The organism is Vibrio nomapromontoriensis, from assembly GCF_050337205.1.
GTDB classification, from domain to species: Bacteria; Pseudomonadota; Gammaproteobacteria; order Enterobacterales; family Vibrionaceae; genus Vibrio; species Vibrio nomapromontoriensis.
Genome location: NZ_JAKJSS010000006.1, coordinates 1 through 15,418, shown reverse-complemented (window position 1 = coordinate 15,418; position 15,418 = coordinate 1). Strand labels below are relative to the sequence as shown.

Here is a 15,418-nt window from a genome sequence, read left to right as displayed (position 1 = left end):
TCGCTAATAAAAACACCACGCTAGGTGGTGTTTTCTAATATCCTTATTTCTTATTCTGACGGCGGCGTGTAACCATCAATGACAACGTCTTTCCCTTCAAACAAAAAGTTAACCATTTCTGTTTCAAGCAGCTTTCGATGCTCAGGATCCATCATGTTAAGCTTCTTTTCGTTGATCAACATCGTTTGTTTGGATTGCCACTGCGCCCACGCTTCTTTTGACACATTGTCAAAAATACGTTTGCCTAAATCACCTGGGTAAAGTTGAAAGTCTAACCCTTCGGCATCTTTTTGTAGTCGAGCACAAAAGACCATACGGCTCATAATGTTATCCTTAATTACATTCGTTGTAAGGCGTGGATGAGCTGCTTGACTGGTGCAGCTAAGCCAACCTTATCTGGTTTAGACATGTTATACCAAAGACCTTGCGACGGTTCCATGATCATTGTAGGAAGCTGATTCAAGGTCACGATGATTGGCGTAATATCGAGATGGTAATGACTAAAGGTATGGCGAAAAGCGATATCAGTTTCCGTCGACTGAATCATACCTTCTTCAATGTTCAGTTTATCCAAGGTCTCCGTGATATCAGCAACTTGGCTTTCAGGGAAACAAAAAAGTCCCCCCCAAATCCCAGACTGAGGTCGTTGCGCTAACCACACGTCCTCTTTGTGCTTCAAAATAACAAACCATGTTTCTTTTTCTGGCTTGATCTTCTTCGGTTTTTTGCCAGGAAATTCTAATTGCCTGCCCTGCTTGTTCGCAACACAAAGCGTTGATATTGGACACAACGTACATTTTGGGCGACTGCGCGTGCATACCAGCGCCCCCATATCCATCATGGCCTGATTATACTTATCGGTCTGTGTTGACGGTGTATGACTCTCTGCTATTTCCCACAACACGTTCTCGACTTTCTTCTGCCCAGGCCAACCTTCTACTGCAAAGCTTCTCGCTAGGGTGCGTTTTACATTGCCGTCCAAAATAGCATGGGGCAATTTATACACCGACGACAAAACAGCCGCAGCGGTTGAACGCCCAACACCAGGCAACGCATTCATGTCCTCAAGCGATTTAGGAAATTCGCCCCCATGTTCACTCATCACGATTTGTGCGGCTTTGTGTAAATTGCGAGCCCTTGCGTAATACCCAAGCCCAGTCCATAAATGAAGTACTTCATCTTGTGGGGCACAAGCTAGGTCTTCCACTGTGGGAAAATGTTGTAAAAAACGTTCAAAGTATGGAATAACAGTGGTGACTTGTGTCTGTTGCAACATAATCTCAGATAACCAAACTTTATACGCAGTTTTGTCTTGTTGCCACGGGAGAGACTTTCGTCCGTATTTTTCATACCAATCTAAAATTGAGCTTGCATAAGGCGTCACATTTCTTCTCTTTTTACTTATAATTTGCGCGAAATTGCACCACACTTATTGAAAGAAGTAAAACACTGGGAATTTCCTGAGTAATAACACTTGCACCTTGGCAAATTCTTTGGATAATTCCCGCTCTGATTATTGATTGAACAGGCAGACCAATGAGTGAAGTGACAACAAATGAATACACAGAAGATGGCAAGCTAGTACGTAAAATACGCAGTTTTGTCCGTCGCGAAGGACGCCTAACAAAAGGGCAAGAAGCCGCGATGGAAGCATGCTGGCCAACAATGGGTATTGATTACCAAGACACTTTACTCGATTGGAATCAAGTATTTGGCAACGATAACCCCGTTATTCTAGAGATTGGATTTGGCATGGGTGCCTCACTCGTTGAGATGGCAAAAAATGCACCTGAGAAAAACTTCTTTGGTATTGAAGTGCACAGCCCAGGTGTTGGCGCTTGTCTGTCTTCAGCGAGAGAAGCCGGTGTAACGAACTTACGTGTTATGTGTCATGACGCCGTTGAAGTTTTCGAAAATATGATTCCAGACAGCAGCCTAACGACGCTACAGCTGTTTTTTCCAGATCCTTGGCACAAAAAACGTCATCACAAACGTCGCATCGTACAATTAGACTTTGCGGAAATGGTGCGCCAAAAGCTTAAGCTTGAAGAGGGCATTTTCCATATGGCCACCGATTGGGAAAACTACGGTGAACATATGATTGAAATCATGAATCAAGCACCAGGCTACGCCAATACGGCGACGGACGGAGACTTCATCCCAAGACCTGAAGATCGACCTCTGACGAAATTTGAGGCTCGCGGCCATCGACTCGGTCACGGTGTTTGGGACATTAAGTTCCGCCGTACGAAGTAACACTACGCCCCATTCGAAAGCCAACATTATGTTGGCTTTTTTGTTCCTAGCCCTTTACCTCTCAGGTGTATATGAAACCAACTCAGCAAATATTATCGCAAATCGTCAGCGAAGTTCGCCCTCTTATCGGTCAGGGTAAGGTCGCCGATTACATCCCAGCACTTGCTCGCGTCGCGAATGATAAGATTGGCATCGCTGTATGCACCAATGATGGCGAGATTATTTGCTCTGGGGACGCGGAAGAGGCTTTTTCCATACAATCCATTTCCAAAGCGTTAAGTCTTACCTTGGCGATGATGCTATACAAACCAGAAGAAATTTGGCGACGGGTTGGCAAAGAGCCGTCTGGACAAGCTTTTAATTCTCTAATTCAGCTCGAGATGGAACACGGTATTCCACGTAATCCCTTTATTAATGCCGGTGCCATTGTCGTTGCCGACCTATTGCAAAGCCGCTTGTCTGCGCCTAAGCAACGCATGCTCGAATTTGTAAGGCTACTCTCGGGCGATAATCATATTGTCTACGACAAGGTTGTCGCGGCCTCTGAAATGATGCATAGCGACCGCAATGCGGCTATTGCCTATTTAATGCGTTCCTTTGGGAATTTTGACAATGAAGTGATCCCGGTTCTTAACAATTATTTTCATGCTTGTGCACTGAAAATGAGCTGTGTTGACTTAGCAAAAACGTTCAGCTACCTGGCTAATAAAGGCCAATCGGTGCACACTAAAAAGCACATAATTACTCCAACACAAACTAAGCAGCTGAACGCTATGCTCGCGACCTGTGGACTATATGATGGTGCGGGAGAGTTTGCTTACCGAGTAGGTATGCCTGGGAAGTCTGGTGTAGGTGGCGGTATTGTCGCTATTGTCCCAGGCGAGATGACCATAGCAGTATGGTCTCCAGAACTAGATTCATCGGGGAACTCGTTAATCGGCACTCGCGTCTTAGAGATGCTTTCTACGCGGATAGGTCGTTCGATCTTTTAGTGACAGCCACCAGCATAACATGTCTTCAATAACAATAAAGCCAGCAAATATTGCTGGCTTTATTGTTATCCGTTCAATTTATTGGCAGCTTAATATTGCTGGGTAGTGCCATCAAATAGGTGCTGTTGACTGTATAACATGTAGCGTTTGCCTTGCTGATACATACTCTGAAACTCTGGTGAATCACATGTTTGCTCAGTAAGGGTGGTCGTGTTATCACCGATTTGGTAACACGCTTCTTTCTCCCCAGACGTTGCGTTGATTCTCACCAACTTTTGTTGCGCGGCCCAATAGAATTGATTATTAACCGTAAAATCAGCACCTTGCTGGTAATTCGAAGACAATAAACTTCGGCCAGAGAACCAACTTACTTCACCACCTAACCAATCCATGATCGTTGGCGCGATATCTTTGTGAGAGCCAGCAACATCTAACTCCTGAGGAGCAAGATCTGTATTGATGCCAACCATGAGAAACGGGATTGATACATGACGTAAGTCGCTGCGAGAACCCACCATCGTATGATCAGCAACCAGCACTAGCAATGTCGGTTTTTCTGTTTGTGCTTTCAGTTTCGAGACAAATCGCTCCAAAGATTGATCAGAGTAATTCACGACACTGCGGCGAGTCTCATCGGGGGTTGACTTACCGAAAGCATAATCCGATTCATTCGGTAAATAGCTATCGTGAGTCGTGCCGGTATTAATGACCATAAATTGAGGCTGTGAGTGGGAAGCCAACTTTTCCAAAGCAAAATCATAGATACCATCATCCATGTAACCCCAATAATTCTGCTCTTGTCCCACGTCTTCATAATCAAACTTACCAAATGAATCCGTGAACCCCAAAGCTTGAGCAAAAGCACCAACCATTCCTTTACCACTACCTTGAACAAACGTGGTGTGCCAGCCTTGCTCTTTTAATACTTGAGGCAAGCATTGGTAAGGCATACTTTCCAAGCGGCTACCAGCAACGCTGCCTCCGACAGGATTAGGTTGAGAGCACATTGTGGTAAAGACACCTTCCACCGTTCGAAAACCATTCGAATAGAAACTAGTGGTGGTCAATGACTCTTCTCGAAGAGAATCGAAAAAAGGTGTGGAATCAAATTCCGAGCCGTAACTTTTCATGTCAACGGCGGTCCAGCTCTCCAACAAGACAACTATCACGTCATGATCAGAAAGCGTTTCTAGCTGGGTCGATGTGGTTCGGTTAAGTTGCTGGCGCAGGTCTTCCATCGCTTCAAGTGACTGCTCTGGCGTCCAACGATGACCAGATTTATCTTCACCAATAAGAGAATAATAGGTAATGCCATACGGAGCACTCCAAGCTATACGCGCCTGATTCACATCGCCTATTTTGTAGGCATACATGGGGCTTTGTGGTTTATCACTAAATCCACCACGAACCGCCGTAACCGTCAATAAAACCCAAACTAAGGCTATTGCAATACTGCTATACCATTTGTTGGCAAAGCGAATAGCAGGAACACAACGGATAGCCACATAGCTATAAATCGCCAGCAATACCACGGCAACAAGTATCAAATGACCAAACTGTGTTAAGGCGGTAGTTGCCAGCTCTAGCTCCATTCCTTTGCCAAGATGCAAGTCAACCGTTACATGGCGACTGGCCTGACTCAAATAAATCGTATCCCCCACGGTCGTGAAGATAATCCACGCTCCGCATAGCACTAACCATACTTTATGGCAGAGCTGATGAGCCTTAGAAAACGGTGCGATAGGCAATAACAACAGAAAGCCTAAACAGGACAGCAAAAAGGCAACCGTTAGATCAAATCTAACTCCCCAAGCTGTTGCCTTAAAGAACTCTAGTAATGAGGTATTGGTATACGAAAATTCGTACCAGCCAAGAAAGGTAACTTTGGAAATAACCGCCAATAATAGAAATGACAGTAGCACTCTAGCAAGAGAAAGAAACATAACGCACCTAAAAACAATTGATTACAGCATCCATACTGTTAAATTATCCAAGGCGCGTATATTAATAAGCTTTTACACAGTTGTGAAGTAAGTTACTAGATTTCGAAGATCTCTAGCAGATCATTGAGGAATAGCTTCCCTTTCTCTGTTAACTGCCAAGCTTCACCAGTATCGGTAATAAATTGACGCTCTAGCGCTTCAGCAATTGGTTTTTGAATCACATCTAAGCTCAGTCCAGTCCGTGTCACGAAATCTTGCTTAGGGCACGGTTCAAGTAACCTAAAGCGATTCATAAAAAACTCAAAAGGGCGATCTTGTAGAGAAACATGAACTTCGCTATCTAGGTATGGCTTAACCAAATTCAGATACCCTCTTGGATGCTTAACTTTACTCGTACGAAGGATTCTCCCATCAGTAAAACTTAGCTTGCCATGAGCACCACAACCAATACCAAGGTAGTCACCGAAGCGCCAATAATTTAGGTTATGCTGACACTGGTAACCACGCTGACTGTACCCTGATATTTCATACTGCTCATAGCCTGCATTCGCGAGCATCTGATGACCTTTTTCAAAAATATCCCATAAGTCATCTTCATCAGGTAGCGTTGGTGGCTTAGAATAAAATAACGTATTCGGCTCAATGGTTAGCTGATACCAAGATAAATGTGGCGGCGCTAAATCAATAGCCTGTTGCAGATCCTCAAGCGCATCGTCGATGGTTTGCTCTGGCAAGCCATGCATTAAATCAAGATTAAAACTGTTTAGTCCTATTTCATGCGCCAACTTGGCGGCGGTTACCGCCTCTTTCTCACCATGAATACGACCTAGCCGTGTCAGCTTTTCTTGCTGAAAACTCTGCACACCAACAGAAATACGAGTCACCCCAGCGTGCTGATATTCAGCAAAGCGCTCAACTTCGATCGTCCCAGGGTTTGCCTCCATCGTGATTTCTATATCGTCACGAAATGGTAAACGGCGCTGTACCTGCTGTAATAGCTCCGCAATATATTGAGGCTCGATCAAGCTTGGTGTACCGCCACCAATAAATATGGAATGCAATGGACGGACATCATCTTGCAGCTGATAGCGCATGATATCTGCATCCAAGTCCTCGATGAGTGCTGTCATGTACTCCTGCTGAGGAATCCCTCCCTTAAGAGCATGCGAGTTGAAATCACAATAAGGGCACTTTTGCACACACCAAGGTATATGTATGTATAGACTAAGTGGGGGTGGCACTAGCATAGCTAAAGTCCCTGTGACTGAATCAGTGAAAACAGCTCACTTAGCGCTTTTCCACGATGAGACAACTGCTTCTTCCTTACAGGCTCAAGCTCCGCTGAGGCACAGTTATCTTCAGGTACAAAAAAGATAGGATCATAACCAAAGCCCTGCTCTCCCGCTCTCTCAAATAAAATTCGCCCCTCCCATTTCCCGTGGCAAACGATCGGTGTAGGGTCATTAGCATGACGCATTAGTACTAGAACACAATGAAATCGAGCGGTACGCTTAGATTCTGGCACCTCGGCAAGTTCGGATAAAAGCTTGTCTATATTCGTCGCATCTGTCGCACCCTCACCCGAATAACGAGCAGAGTAAATACCCGGAGCGCCGTTGAGGTAGTCAACTTCAAGGCCGGAATCGTCCGCTATCGCAGCTAAGCCAGTCTCTTTTGCGGCGTGTCTAGCTTTGATAATGGCGTTTTCTATAAACGTTGTGCCTGTTTCTGCAACATCAGAGACATGAAACTCACTTTGCGCGTGCACTTCAAAACCAAAGTCTGCCAGTAAATCGGCCATCTCTCGAACTTTGCCTTGGTTACCCGTCGCCAATACTATTTTTGTACTCATATTGTTCGTCTCTATTTACGCTCCTACCGACCCGTCGGTGAGAAACTATTTTTCTGTATAAAGCTGCTGTGAAAATGAAATCGGCCCACGCCCTTTCATTCCTGCGTCGACATCAATCGTGAACTGATAGCGCTCTTCATTTGTGATACTAAACTGAGCAAGATAGTATATCGCATCGCCTTCTTTGATTTCTTTAAAATCCAATGTTTTCGTTTGCCCTATTAGATTTTTGGCCTCACCTGTAATCTCTGCCGACATTGCTGGTTTTCCAAGGCTTGCGCGATCTAATACGCTGATATTAACAATCGCAATTGTATCATTTCTCTTCAGGCCATAGCTTCGCGCAACCTCTGGCGTCAAAAAAGTTGAGTTAAATACCACGTAGTGTACTTCCGCATCTTTGATTGTTTTGTACTGCCCTGCATACCCCGCAGTTGAAAACACCAGTAAGACCAATAACCATACGTACTTTCTCATCACTATCTCCTTGTAAAAAAAGACCCTCACAAGAGGGCCTGAAATTCATTTGGCGTCAACATGGGAGCGACCACCCTTATCTGTTTATGTCGACCCAGTTCGCCCTTTTCGATACAAACCTGACTTTTGGCCACTTTACACTGCTTCGCTAAGTACTTAATTAAGTGAGCATTCGCTTTGCCATCTACTGGGGGCGCTGTAATCGCGATTTTAAACTCATTGCCATGCAGGCCAACCAGTTTATCACGGCTAGCCTTGGGCTGAATGTAAACATGCAGCACTAGATCACACCCATCCCAAGCAACCGCTGACACTATAATTTATACCAAAGTGGACCAACGAAATCGCCCATCAGAAAGTTGGCAAATTGTAAGACGATAAATAAAACCAGCACGCTCAAATCAAAGCCGCCCATTGCTGGTAAAATCCGGCGAATTGGCGCCAACATTGGTTCTGTTAGTTGATGAAAAACAAACTCGATAGGGCTTCGACCTTGGCTCACCCAACTCAAAATAGCACGAATCAATAGCACCCAAAAAAGTAAACCACCTGCCGCTTTTAGCAAGGACAGTAAACCTAAAAACAAGAAATCTGGGCTAAAGCTAAAGTTTGCGCCAGCCGCGATTAATACCAAGGCAACATACTTACCAACACACAGTACATAAGCAAATACCACAGTCGCTAAATCAAGCCCACCTATCGATGGAATAACTCGGCGAAGCGGGGCAACAACAGGCTGCGTCGCTTTAACAATAAACTGTGAAAATGGATTATAAAAATCGGCGCGAGAGGCTTGTAGCCAAATGCGCAGAAGCACAACCATGATGTACAAATCGAACAGTGTCGACACCAAAAAACTCATTGCATTCATAAGTAACCTTTACGATTTTGTAGATACGTTAAAATTGTTTTTCCATTTCTTCCGCGCGAGAAATAGCTGCTTGCATCGCTTGAGAGACAATATCTCGAAGACCGCTATCTTCGAAGGTTCTTACCGCCTCTGCTGTTGTTCCACCTTTTGATGTGACCTGCTGCCTTAATGTTGCAAGATCTGTATCGGGGTTACAGCATACCATCTTAGCGGCACCATACGCGGTTTGCTGTACCAGCAAACGGGCTGTTGCTTCATCCATACCACTTCGCATGGCCTCTTGCTGAATCGCCTCCATAAAGAGAAAGAAGTACGCTGGTGCACTACCCGCAGCTGCAATCACGTCGTTAATAGCCGATTCTTTCTCTACCCAGCATACCTTACCTACCGCTTCCATTAAGTCAGTAGCAAATTGCTTATCTTGAGAGAGTATTTCCTCATTCGCATACAAGCCACTCATTCCCTCCCCTAAAAGAGAAGGCGTGTTAGGCATAACACGTACTAAATTGAGCTCTGCAGCAAACATCTCCTTAAGTCGTTGAATCGAAATCCCCGCAGCAATAGAAACCACTAGCTTACGATTAAAATCTATTCCAGCGAGGCCACAAGCTACCGTTGCCATCAATTGTGGTTTTACTGCTAAAACAATCACATCAGCTTGCTCTGCCGCTTGAAGGTTATCATGAGTTGTCATAACACCGTATTCATTAGCTAGAGCAATTAACTTCTCTTTACTTGGATTCGTCGCGGTGATTTTCGTAGGTTCATAACCACTGGCAACCAGCCCCGCAATAATTGAGCGCGTCATATTTCCTGCGCCAATAAAAGCAATCTTTCTTTGTTCCATTAAAGATATTCCTAAACAAAGAGGCAACATAAGCGCCTCTAAACAATAATTATTGCTGTCCGTAATCTCGAACACCAAAGATCGCTGTTCCGATACGAACCATTGTGCTTCCAGCTGCAATAGCAGCGTCCATGTCGCCACTCATTCCCATAGAAAGCGTGTCGATATTGGCATACTGCGCCGCCAGTTTATTATTCACTTCTCGCAATACCGTAAAAGCTTGAAGCTGCTCTTCATATCCCGAGACATTAGCGGGAATAGACATCACCCCTCTAAGCACCAAATTTGGCAAAGCGTCAATTACTTCTGCCAGTTCAAATACCTGACCAATTTGAACTCCTGACTTTGTCGCTTCCTCGCTCGTATTCACCTGTATGAGCACTTGTAATGGCCCCATACTCGATGGTCTTTGATCATTTAGACGCTGAGCCGTTTTAGCACGATCAATAGTGTGGACCCAATCAAAGTGCTCCGCGACTACACGAGTTTTATTCGATTGAATAGGCCCTATAAAGTGCCATTCAAGATCAAATTCAGGGTGGTTATCGTTAAAGAACGCTACCTTAGATACGCCTTCTTGAACGTAATTCTCACCAAATTGTCGCTGTCCTGCCAAGGCGGCCTGAATGATCGCTTCGTTAGGTTTCGTCTTACTAACAGCAAGCAATTGCACCCCACCTTGCACTCTCCCGCAATTTTGTTCTGCACGAGCTATCTGGGTGGTGATTAGTTCTATATTTTGTTGAATACTGGTCATAGGTTACAAATCATAAGGAAATTAAATGGATATCACCGAGTTGCTAGACTTTAGTGTAAAGCATAATGCTTCAGATCTACACCTTTCCGCAGGCGTACCACCAATGGTACGAATTGACGGAGAAGTAAGAAAACTTGGTATCCCGGCTCTCGATCACTCTGCTGTACACAAGTTAATCTTTGATATCATGAATGACAAGCAAAGAAATGATTACGAGTCCCGACTTGAAACCGATTTTTCTTTTGATATCCCCAATGTCGGCCGATTCAGGATCAATGCATTTAATCAATCCCGAGGATGCTCTGCTGTATTTAGAACCATCCCAACAACACCAACTCTAGTACAACTTGGCGCCCCGGATATTTTAACCGATATCGCAAACATTGAACGAGGCCTCATTCTGGTGACTGGCCCGACAGGCTCAGGAAAATCAACAACACTGGCAGCTATGGTTGATCACATCAACCAAAGCAAAAATAAGCATATTCTGACTATCGAAGATCCTATTGAGTTTGTTCACCAAAATAAGAAATGCTTAATAAACCAAAGAGAAGTTCATCGCGACACGCACAGTTTCCAAAACGCACTACGATCTGCTTTGCGTGAAGATCCTGATGTTATTGTTGTCGGAGAACTTCGCGATCAAGAAACGATCAGCCTTGCTCTGACCGCTGCAGAAACTGGACACTTAGTCTTTGGAACGTTACACACCGTTTCTGCGGCTAAAACCATCGACCGTATCATTGATGTATTTCCTGGTAACGACAAAAATATGGCTCGCTCGATGTTATCAGAATCACTACGAGCGGTTATCTCACAGCAACTTCTAAAGCGCACAAATGGCGGCCGCGTCGCATGCCACGAAATCATGACTGCAACTCCTGCAATTCGAAATTTAATTAGGGAAGATAAAGTGGCACAGATGTACTCAATGATACAAACAGGCGCCGCTCATGGAATGCAAACGCTAGAACAACATAGTAGACAATTACTTTCTCAAGGTATTGTTGAACTCGAAGAAGTGAATAAACAGGTCACCCAACATAACTCGATGTTTCATTAGGACCAGTAATGAACAATATTGATGCCATCCTCGATCAAATGTTGACACTCAATGCATCGGATCTCTACCTCACTACTGGTGCCCCTATACTCTATCGAGTTGACGGGGATTTAAAGGCAAAAGGTGATAACTTATCGAATGCCGAGGTTGCTACACTTCTAAAATTGATGATGGATGACGCAAAATATAGCGCCTACCTCGCAAGCAAAGAATCTAACTTCGCCATTGTTCGAACTACCGGTCGATTTCGAGTCAGTGCCTTTTTTCAAAGAGAACTACAAGGTGCTGTGATAAGAAGAATAGAAACCCGTATTCCCACCTTTAAGGAACTTTCTCTTCCAGACGTACTACAAACCCTCTCAATAGCAAAAAGAGGCCTTGTCCTAATTGTTGGTGCAACCGGTTCAGGTAAATCCACAACAATGGCGGCAATGACAGGATATCGAAACCAACACCGAACAGGGCATATCCTCACGGTAGAAGACCCGATAGAGTTTGTTCATGAACATCAAAAGTGTATTGTGACTCAGCGAGAAGTGGGCCTCGATACTGAGAGCTATGCTGTGGCACTGAAAAATTCACTTCGGCAAGCACCTGATATGGTTTTAATCGGCGAAATCAGAACAAGAGAAACAATGAAGTATGCGATGTCCTTTGCAGAAACCGGACACCTTTGTATGGCAACACTGCATGCTAACAACGCCAGTCAAGCGATCGAACGTATTCTTCACCTTGTACCAAAAGAACAAAAAGAGCAGTTTCTTTTCGACTTAAGTTCAAATCTCAAAGGTATTATTGGACAGCAACTCATTAGAGATAAACAAGGCAGAGGTCGTCATGGTGTATTCGAGATACTACTAAATAGCCCAAGAGTTTCTGAACTGCTCCGTAAAGGAGAGCTTGGCGAAATTAAAGTAGCTATGAGTAAATCTCGAGAGGTTGGAATGCAAACTTTTGACCAAGCACTCTTCGACTTAGTCAACGCAGGTAGTATCAACGAAGAGGACGCGCTACACAGTGCCGACTCATCCAATAACCTCCGTTTAATGCTAAAGCTAGCAAACTCAGAAACATCTTCTAAGTCGGAACTATCGAAAATAAAAATAGACATGAGCTAGAAAAAAGTGCCCATTTTACTGCCTTCTGAACTCGTGAATAGAGGCGTTTAACTGGAAGATAACTTACTCTTTAAAAAAAGCAAAAAGGCCTCATCTTTCGATGAGGCCTTTTCTTAAGGTGGCTCCCCTTGCAAGACTTGAACTTGCGACATACGGATTAACAGTCCGCCGTTCTACCAACTGAACTAAAGGGGAATTACTAGTTATACTCGAGTAAAGAGTGGTGCCGACTACCGGAGTCGAACTGGTGACCTACTGATTACAAGTCAGTTGCTCTACCTACTGAGCTAAGTCGGCACATAAAAACAAGCTAAGCTTATTTTTTAAAAGTGGCTCCCCCTGCAAGACTTGAACTTGCGACATACGGATTAACAGTCCGCCGTTCTACCAACTGAACTAAGGGGGAATTACTATATGTTGTAAAGAATGGTGCCGACTACCGGAGTCGAACTGGTGACCTACTGATTACAAGTCAGTTGCTCTACCTACTGAGCTAAGTCGGCTCACTTATCTTTACTTATTGACGCTTGTTTTACTAAGCACCAACAATTTTAAATCGTGGTGCCCGGAGGCGGAATCGAACCACCGACACGAGGATTTTCAATCCTCTGCTCTACCGACTGAGCTATCCGGGCAACGAGGTGTATTAAACGGCTTTTCGGCCTTAACGTCAACACTAAATTGCAAAAAAAATATCGTTTGTCGATTTTCTATACTTAGCGTTCTATTTTTATGCATTTTGCGCCCACAATTAAGCCCTGTGGGCATACAGGGCTTAAGTTAAACCATAATTCCTTCCGCAAACCCTTTACTTAATTCCGGCATTAACTGAAGAAAATAGCTGTTTTTAACTCGATAACTTAACCGTTTTTGACTTCAAACTGATTCATTTTTTCAGTTAACTCTCCAGACAGTAGACCAAGAGAACGAGTCGCAGCTCTTGTTTGTTCAACTACCCCCCTCAATTCACCGCCACTTTGCTCTATTAAATTAATTCTTACCGATATGTCATCGCTCACTTCAGTCTGCTCTGCTGCCGCCGTTGCAATCTGATGACTCATTTCAGAGATTTTTTCTAAGCTTACCACTACGTCATGTAGGGCTCGAGAGGCAGTTTGAGACTCTTCTACCGTTGCTTGACTGGTTTCCGTACAACTTTGAATACTTTGAATCGCTTTTTTTGAGCCCGATTGAAGGTTCGAGATCATATCTTGAATCTCTTTCGTGCTGCTCTGTGTTCTTCCTGCCAAGCTTCTTACTTCATCGGCAACAACCGCAAAACCTCGACCTTGCTCACCAGCACGAGCGGCCTCAATCGCAGCATTCAAAGCCAGTAGATTCGTTTGCTCAGCAATATCACCAATAACCTCCAAAACACGTGCAATATTATTTACATCACTATCAAGCTCTGAGACCGCAGTATTCGCCCCATCTAATTGATGAGCTAGACCTTCGATATTTGAAAGGGCTGAAGAAATAAGCGAACTAACATGCTGGCTCTGCTTATCAGCTTCATCCGTGCTCAACGCGGTATCCGTAGCAGACTTTGCCACATGACTTGCCGATGAAGCCATTTCCGTCATGGCGGTGGCAATCATCTCAGTGCTCTGTTGCTGGGTTTGCGTGAGGGTCGCAATAGATAGTGCTCTCTTGTCTGTTTCAGAAAGCTGAGAGCCAATGGAGCCGGTAACCTTTTCAATACTAGAAAGAAGCGCTGCTAGAGAATAATTCATCTGCTGAACAGAGTGGTAAATACTGCCGATTTGCGCTTTATTATCAAATTTAGTTTCAATTTTTCCCGACGCGACACTTTGAACAGCGTGCAGCACATCCGCAGGTTCTCCTCCTAATATCGCCAATATCTTCCGAAGTGAAATAAGTAAAATTGACAATATAATCGCCATGATCAGTACGCATAGCCCTAGTTGCCACTGCGCTGTCGACCAGAAGCGTTGATTAACTTCATTGAAGCCTATGCCAGTACCAACAACCCACTGCCACTTCGGCGTTCTCTCTGCGATAGATAGCTTATTTTCAATTTCGCCATTAGGGAGTCTCTGAGACCACTCATATTCAATTAGATGATCCTTTCGATTACCTAGTTCTTTAACAATAATCTCACCGACACTTCTACCGGAGCTATCTTTAAAATCGTGAAAGCTAGTCCCGTGTAACTGAGGGTCTAAAGGCGCAGCTATGAAAGTCATATTTTCATCGGCGACATAAACATACTCATTATCTTTATAGATGTTGTTACGAAGCACCCTGGTCGCAATCATTTTAGCGTCATTAGTACTCAGTACCCCTTCTTCAGCGAGTTTTTCTAGCTGAACAATCGTTGAATATGTACTGGTGAATATTTCCGTCACTCGCATCTTGTTATCATTACTACTCGCTAGACGTAAAGCCCAAAGACCCGTAATGGTCACTGCCACCATGGCAAACAGGATTATTAATGATAAAAAATAAGTTTGTGTTTTTAGCTTCATAAACAGCTCTAAGTTATATCGCATAGGATTTCATAAGTAATTCGACATATTAGTCAGCCCTTTTCAAATAGAAAGCAGTTTATTGCGAAACTATGACTGCGATTAAATTCACGAAGAAAAATATGTTTTCAATTAAACTTTTCGCTGGTTTGGTCGAGTGGCATGAGAACCCCATTCAAATTAAACGTCATCTGGTTCTGCATATAGCTACGAGCGTTCTCAAATCAACAGTTCCCCTATTTGAGGGGATCTCTACCAAGGAGGGTATAGTCGTAGGGTAATAAGCTATTTAAGCCCCTTACGGGCACTAATCCTTATTACTCCACACATGACTAGTATGTGTGGAATAAATTTTGATAAATGCGTACTCTTCGATGAGAAGGTCGAATTTAGGACTTAGTAATAAGTGGCCTAACCAACCACCTACCTGGCTAAAAGGGAAAGTAACTGCCCCGTCACTGACAATTTTCTTCAAACGTAAAAAAGCCTCAGTCTTTCGACTGAGGCTTAGTATAAATGGCGGAGTGGACGGGACTCGAACCCGCGACCCCCGGCGTGACAGGCCGGTATTCTAACCAACTGAACTACCACTCCGCAGTGGCTTACTCGCTATTGCAAGTGTCCATAAATTAAAGCCTGGCGATGTCCTACTCTCACATGGGGAAACCCCACACTACCATCGGCGCTACTGCGTTTCACTTCTGAGTTCGGCATGGGATCAGGTGGGTCCGCAACGCTATGGTCGCCAAGCGC

15 protein-coding genes, 6 tRNA genes and 1 rRNA gene are annotated in these 15,418 nt (G+C 44.2%); 4 read left to right on the top strand and 18 right to left on the bottom strand.

The genetic code is table 11. From position 1 onward, the window contains the following. Positions 1-50: 50 nt before the first annotated feature. Together L4D05_RS00180 and mutY are read right to left on the bottom strand one after the other, a co-directional pair. Positions 51-323, bottom strand: coding sequence for an oxidative damage protection protein (locus tag L4D05_RS00180; protein WP_250615898.1), 273 nt, complete (start codon positions 321-323; stop codon positions 51-53). A gap of 14 nt (positions 324-337) precedes the next feature. Beyond that, positions 338-1,384, bottom strand: a complete 1,047-nt coding sequence (gene mutY / locus L4D05_RS00175) for an A/G-specific adenine glycosylase (protein ID WP_428792719.1) — start codon at positions 1,382-1,384, stop codon at positions 338-340. A 152-nt stretch (positions 1,385-1,536) separates the two neighbouring features. Between mutY and trmB the strand changes: the two genes are divergently transcribed. Further along, positions 1,537-2,256: a tRNA (guanosine(46)-N7)-methyltransferase TrmB gene (trmB, locus tag L4D05_RS00170; protein WP_265676359.1), complete on the top strand. Its 720-nt coding sequence runs from the start codon at positions 1,537-1,539 to the stop codon at positions 2,254-2,256. 71 nt (positions 2,257-2,327) lie between these two features. Further along, positions 2,328-3,248, top strand: coding sequence for a glutaminase B (gene glsB, locus L4D05_RS00165; protein ID WP_428792718.1), 921 nt, complete (start codon positions 2,328-2,330; stop codon positions 3,246-3,248). Positions 3,249-3,337: 89 nt separating this feature from the next. Here glsB and L4D05_RS00160 read toward each other — a convergent pair whose 3' ends face one another. The 8 genes from L4D05_RS00160 to L4D05_RS00125 form a co-directional block, all read right to left on the bottom strand. After that, positions 3,338-5,191 (bottom strand): LTA synthase family protein, encoded by a 1,854-nt coding sequence (locus L4D05_RS00160; protein ID WP_428792717.1) that lies wholly within the window; start codon positions 5,189-5,191, stop codon positions 3,338-3,340. A 95-nt stretch (positions 5,192-5,286) separates the two neighbouring features. Then, entirely contained in the window at positions 5,287-6,438 is a 1,152-nt protein-coding gene (gene hemW, locus L4D05_RS00155; RefSeq protein WP_428792716.1) for a radical SAM family heme chaperone HemW, read from the bottom strand. 2 nt (positions 6,439-6,440) lie between these two features. Beyond that, complete coding sequence (locus tag L4D05_RS00150; RefSeq protein WP_428750275.1) at positions 6,441-7,043, bottom strand: XTP/dITP diphosphatase; 603 nt, start codon at positions 7,041-7,043, stop codon at positions 6,441-6,443. 45 nt (positions 7,044-7,088) lie between these two features. After that, positions 7,089-7,520, bottom strand: a complete 432-nt coding sequence (locus L4D05_RS00145) for a DUF4426 domain-containing protein (RefSeq protein ID WP_428792715.1) — start codon at positions 7,518-7,520, stop codon at positions 7,089-7,091. A 26-nt stretch (positions 7,521-7,546) separates the two neighbouring features. After that, on the bottom strand, positions 7,547-7,834 hold the full coding sequence (gene yggU, locus L4D05_RS00140; protein WP_428792714.1) for a DUF167 family protein YggU: 288 nt from the start codon (positions 7,832-7,834) through the stop codon (positions 7,547-7,549). Beyond that, a complete protein-coding gene (locus L4D05_RS00135) occupies positions 7,834-8,391 on the bottom strand; it encodes a YggT family protein (protein WP_428750272.1) in 558 nt (185 codons plus the stop codon). Before L4D05_RS00135 ends, yggU begins: the two co-directional genes overlap by 1 nt. 28 nt (positions 8,392-8,419) lie before the next feature. Beyond that, positions 8,420-9,238, bottom strand: a complete 819-nt coding sequence (gene proC, locus L4D05_RS00130) for a pyrroline-5-carboxylate reductase (RefSeq protein ID WP_428792713.1) — start codon at positions 9,236-9,238, stop codon at positions 8,420-8,422. A gap of 49 nt (positions 9,239-9,287) precedes the next feature. Further along, positions 9,288-9,995 carry a YggS family pyridoxal phosphate-dependent enzyme gene (locus tag L4D05_RS00125; RefSeq protein ID WP_428792712.1) on the bottom strand — a complete coding sequence of 236 codons (708 nt, stop codon included), beginning with the start codon at positions 9,993-9,995 and terminating at the stop codon, positions 9,288-9,290. Positions 9,996-10,020: 25 nt separating this feature from the next. Here L4D05_RS00125 and L4D05_RS00120 point away from each other — a divergent pair, with 25 nt between their 5' ends. Then, on the top strand, positions 10,021-11,058 hold the full coding sequence (locus tag L4D05_RS00120) for a type IV pilus twitching motility protein PilT (protein WP_428792711.1): 1,038 nt from the start codon (positions 10,021-10,023) through the stop codon (positions 11,056-11,058). A gap of 8 nt (positions 11,059-11,066) precedes the next feature. Then, positions 11,067-12,176 carry a PilT/PilU family type 4a pilus ATPase gene (locus L4D05_RS00115; RefSeq protein WP_428792710.1) on the top strand — a complete coding sequence of 370 codons (1,110 nt, stop codon included), beginning with the start codon at positions 11,067-11,069 and terminating at the stop codon, positions 12,174-12,176. 119 nt (positions 12,177-12,295) lie between these two features. Here L4D05_RS00115 and L4D05_RS00110 read toward each other — a convergent pair. From L4D05_RS00110 to rrf, 8 genes are all read right to left on the bottom strand, one after another. After that, positions 12,296-12,371, bottom strand: a tRNA-Asn gene (locus L4D05_RS00110). A gap of 26 nt (positions 12,372-12,397) precedes the next feature. Then, positions 12,398-12,473, bottom strand: a tRNA-Thr gene (locus L4D05_RS00105). 33 nt (positions 12,474-12,506) lie between these two features. Then, positions 12,507-12,582: transfer RNA gene (locus L4D05_RS00100), tRNA-Asn, on the bottom strand. Positions 12,583-12,603: 21 nt separating this feature from the next. Next, positions 12,604-12,679 (bottom strand) — tRNA-Thr (locus L4D05_RS00095). Between the two features lie 56 nt (positions 12,680-12,735). After that, positions 12,736-12,811, bottom strand: a tRNA-Phe gene (locus tag L4D05_RS00090). A 225-nt stretch (positions 12,812-13,036) separates the two neighbouring features. After that, the gene (locus tag L4D05_RS00085) at positions 13,037-14,665 is read right to left on the bottom strand and encodes a methyl-accepting chemotaxis protein (RefSeq protein ID WP_428792709.1); all 1,629 of its coding nucleotides are present in this window, start codon (positions 14,663-14,665) and stop codon (positions 13,037-13,039) included. A 517-nt stretch (positions 14,666-15,182) separates the two neighbouring features. After that, positions 15,183-15,259: transfer RNA gene (locus L4D05_RS00080), tRNA-Asp, on the bottom strand. Between the two features lie 40 nt (positions 15,260-15,299). Next, positions 15,300-15,415 (bottom strand): 5S ribosomal RNA (gene rrf / locus L4D05_RS00075). Between the last annotated feature and the right edge of the window lie 3 nt (positions 15,416-15,418).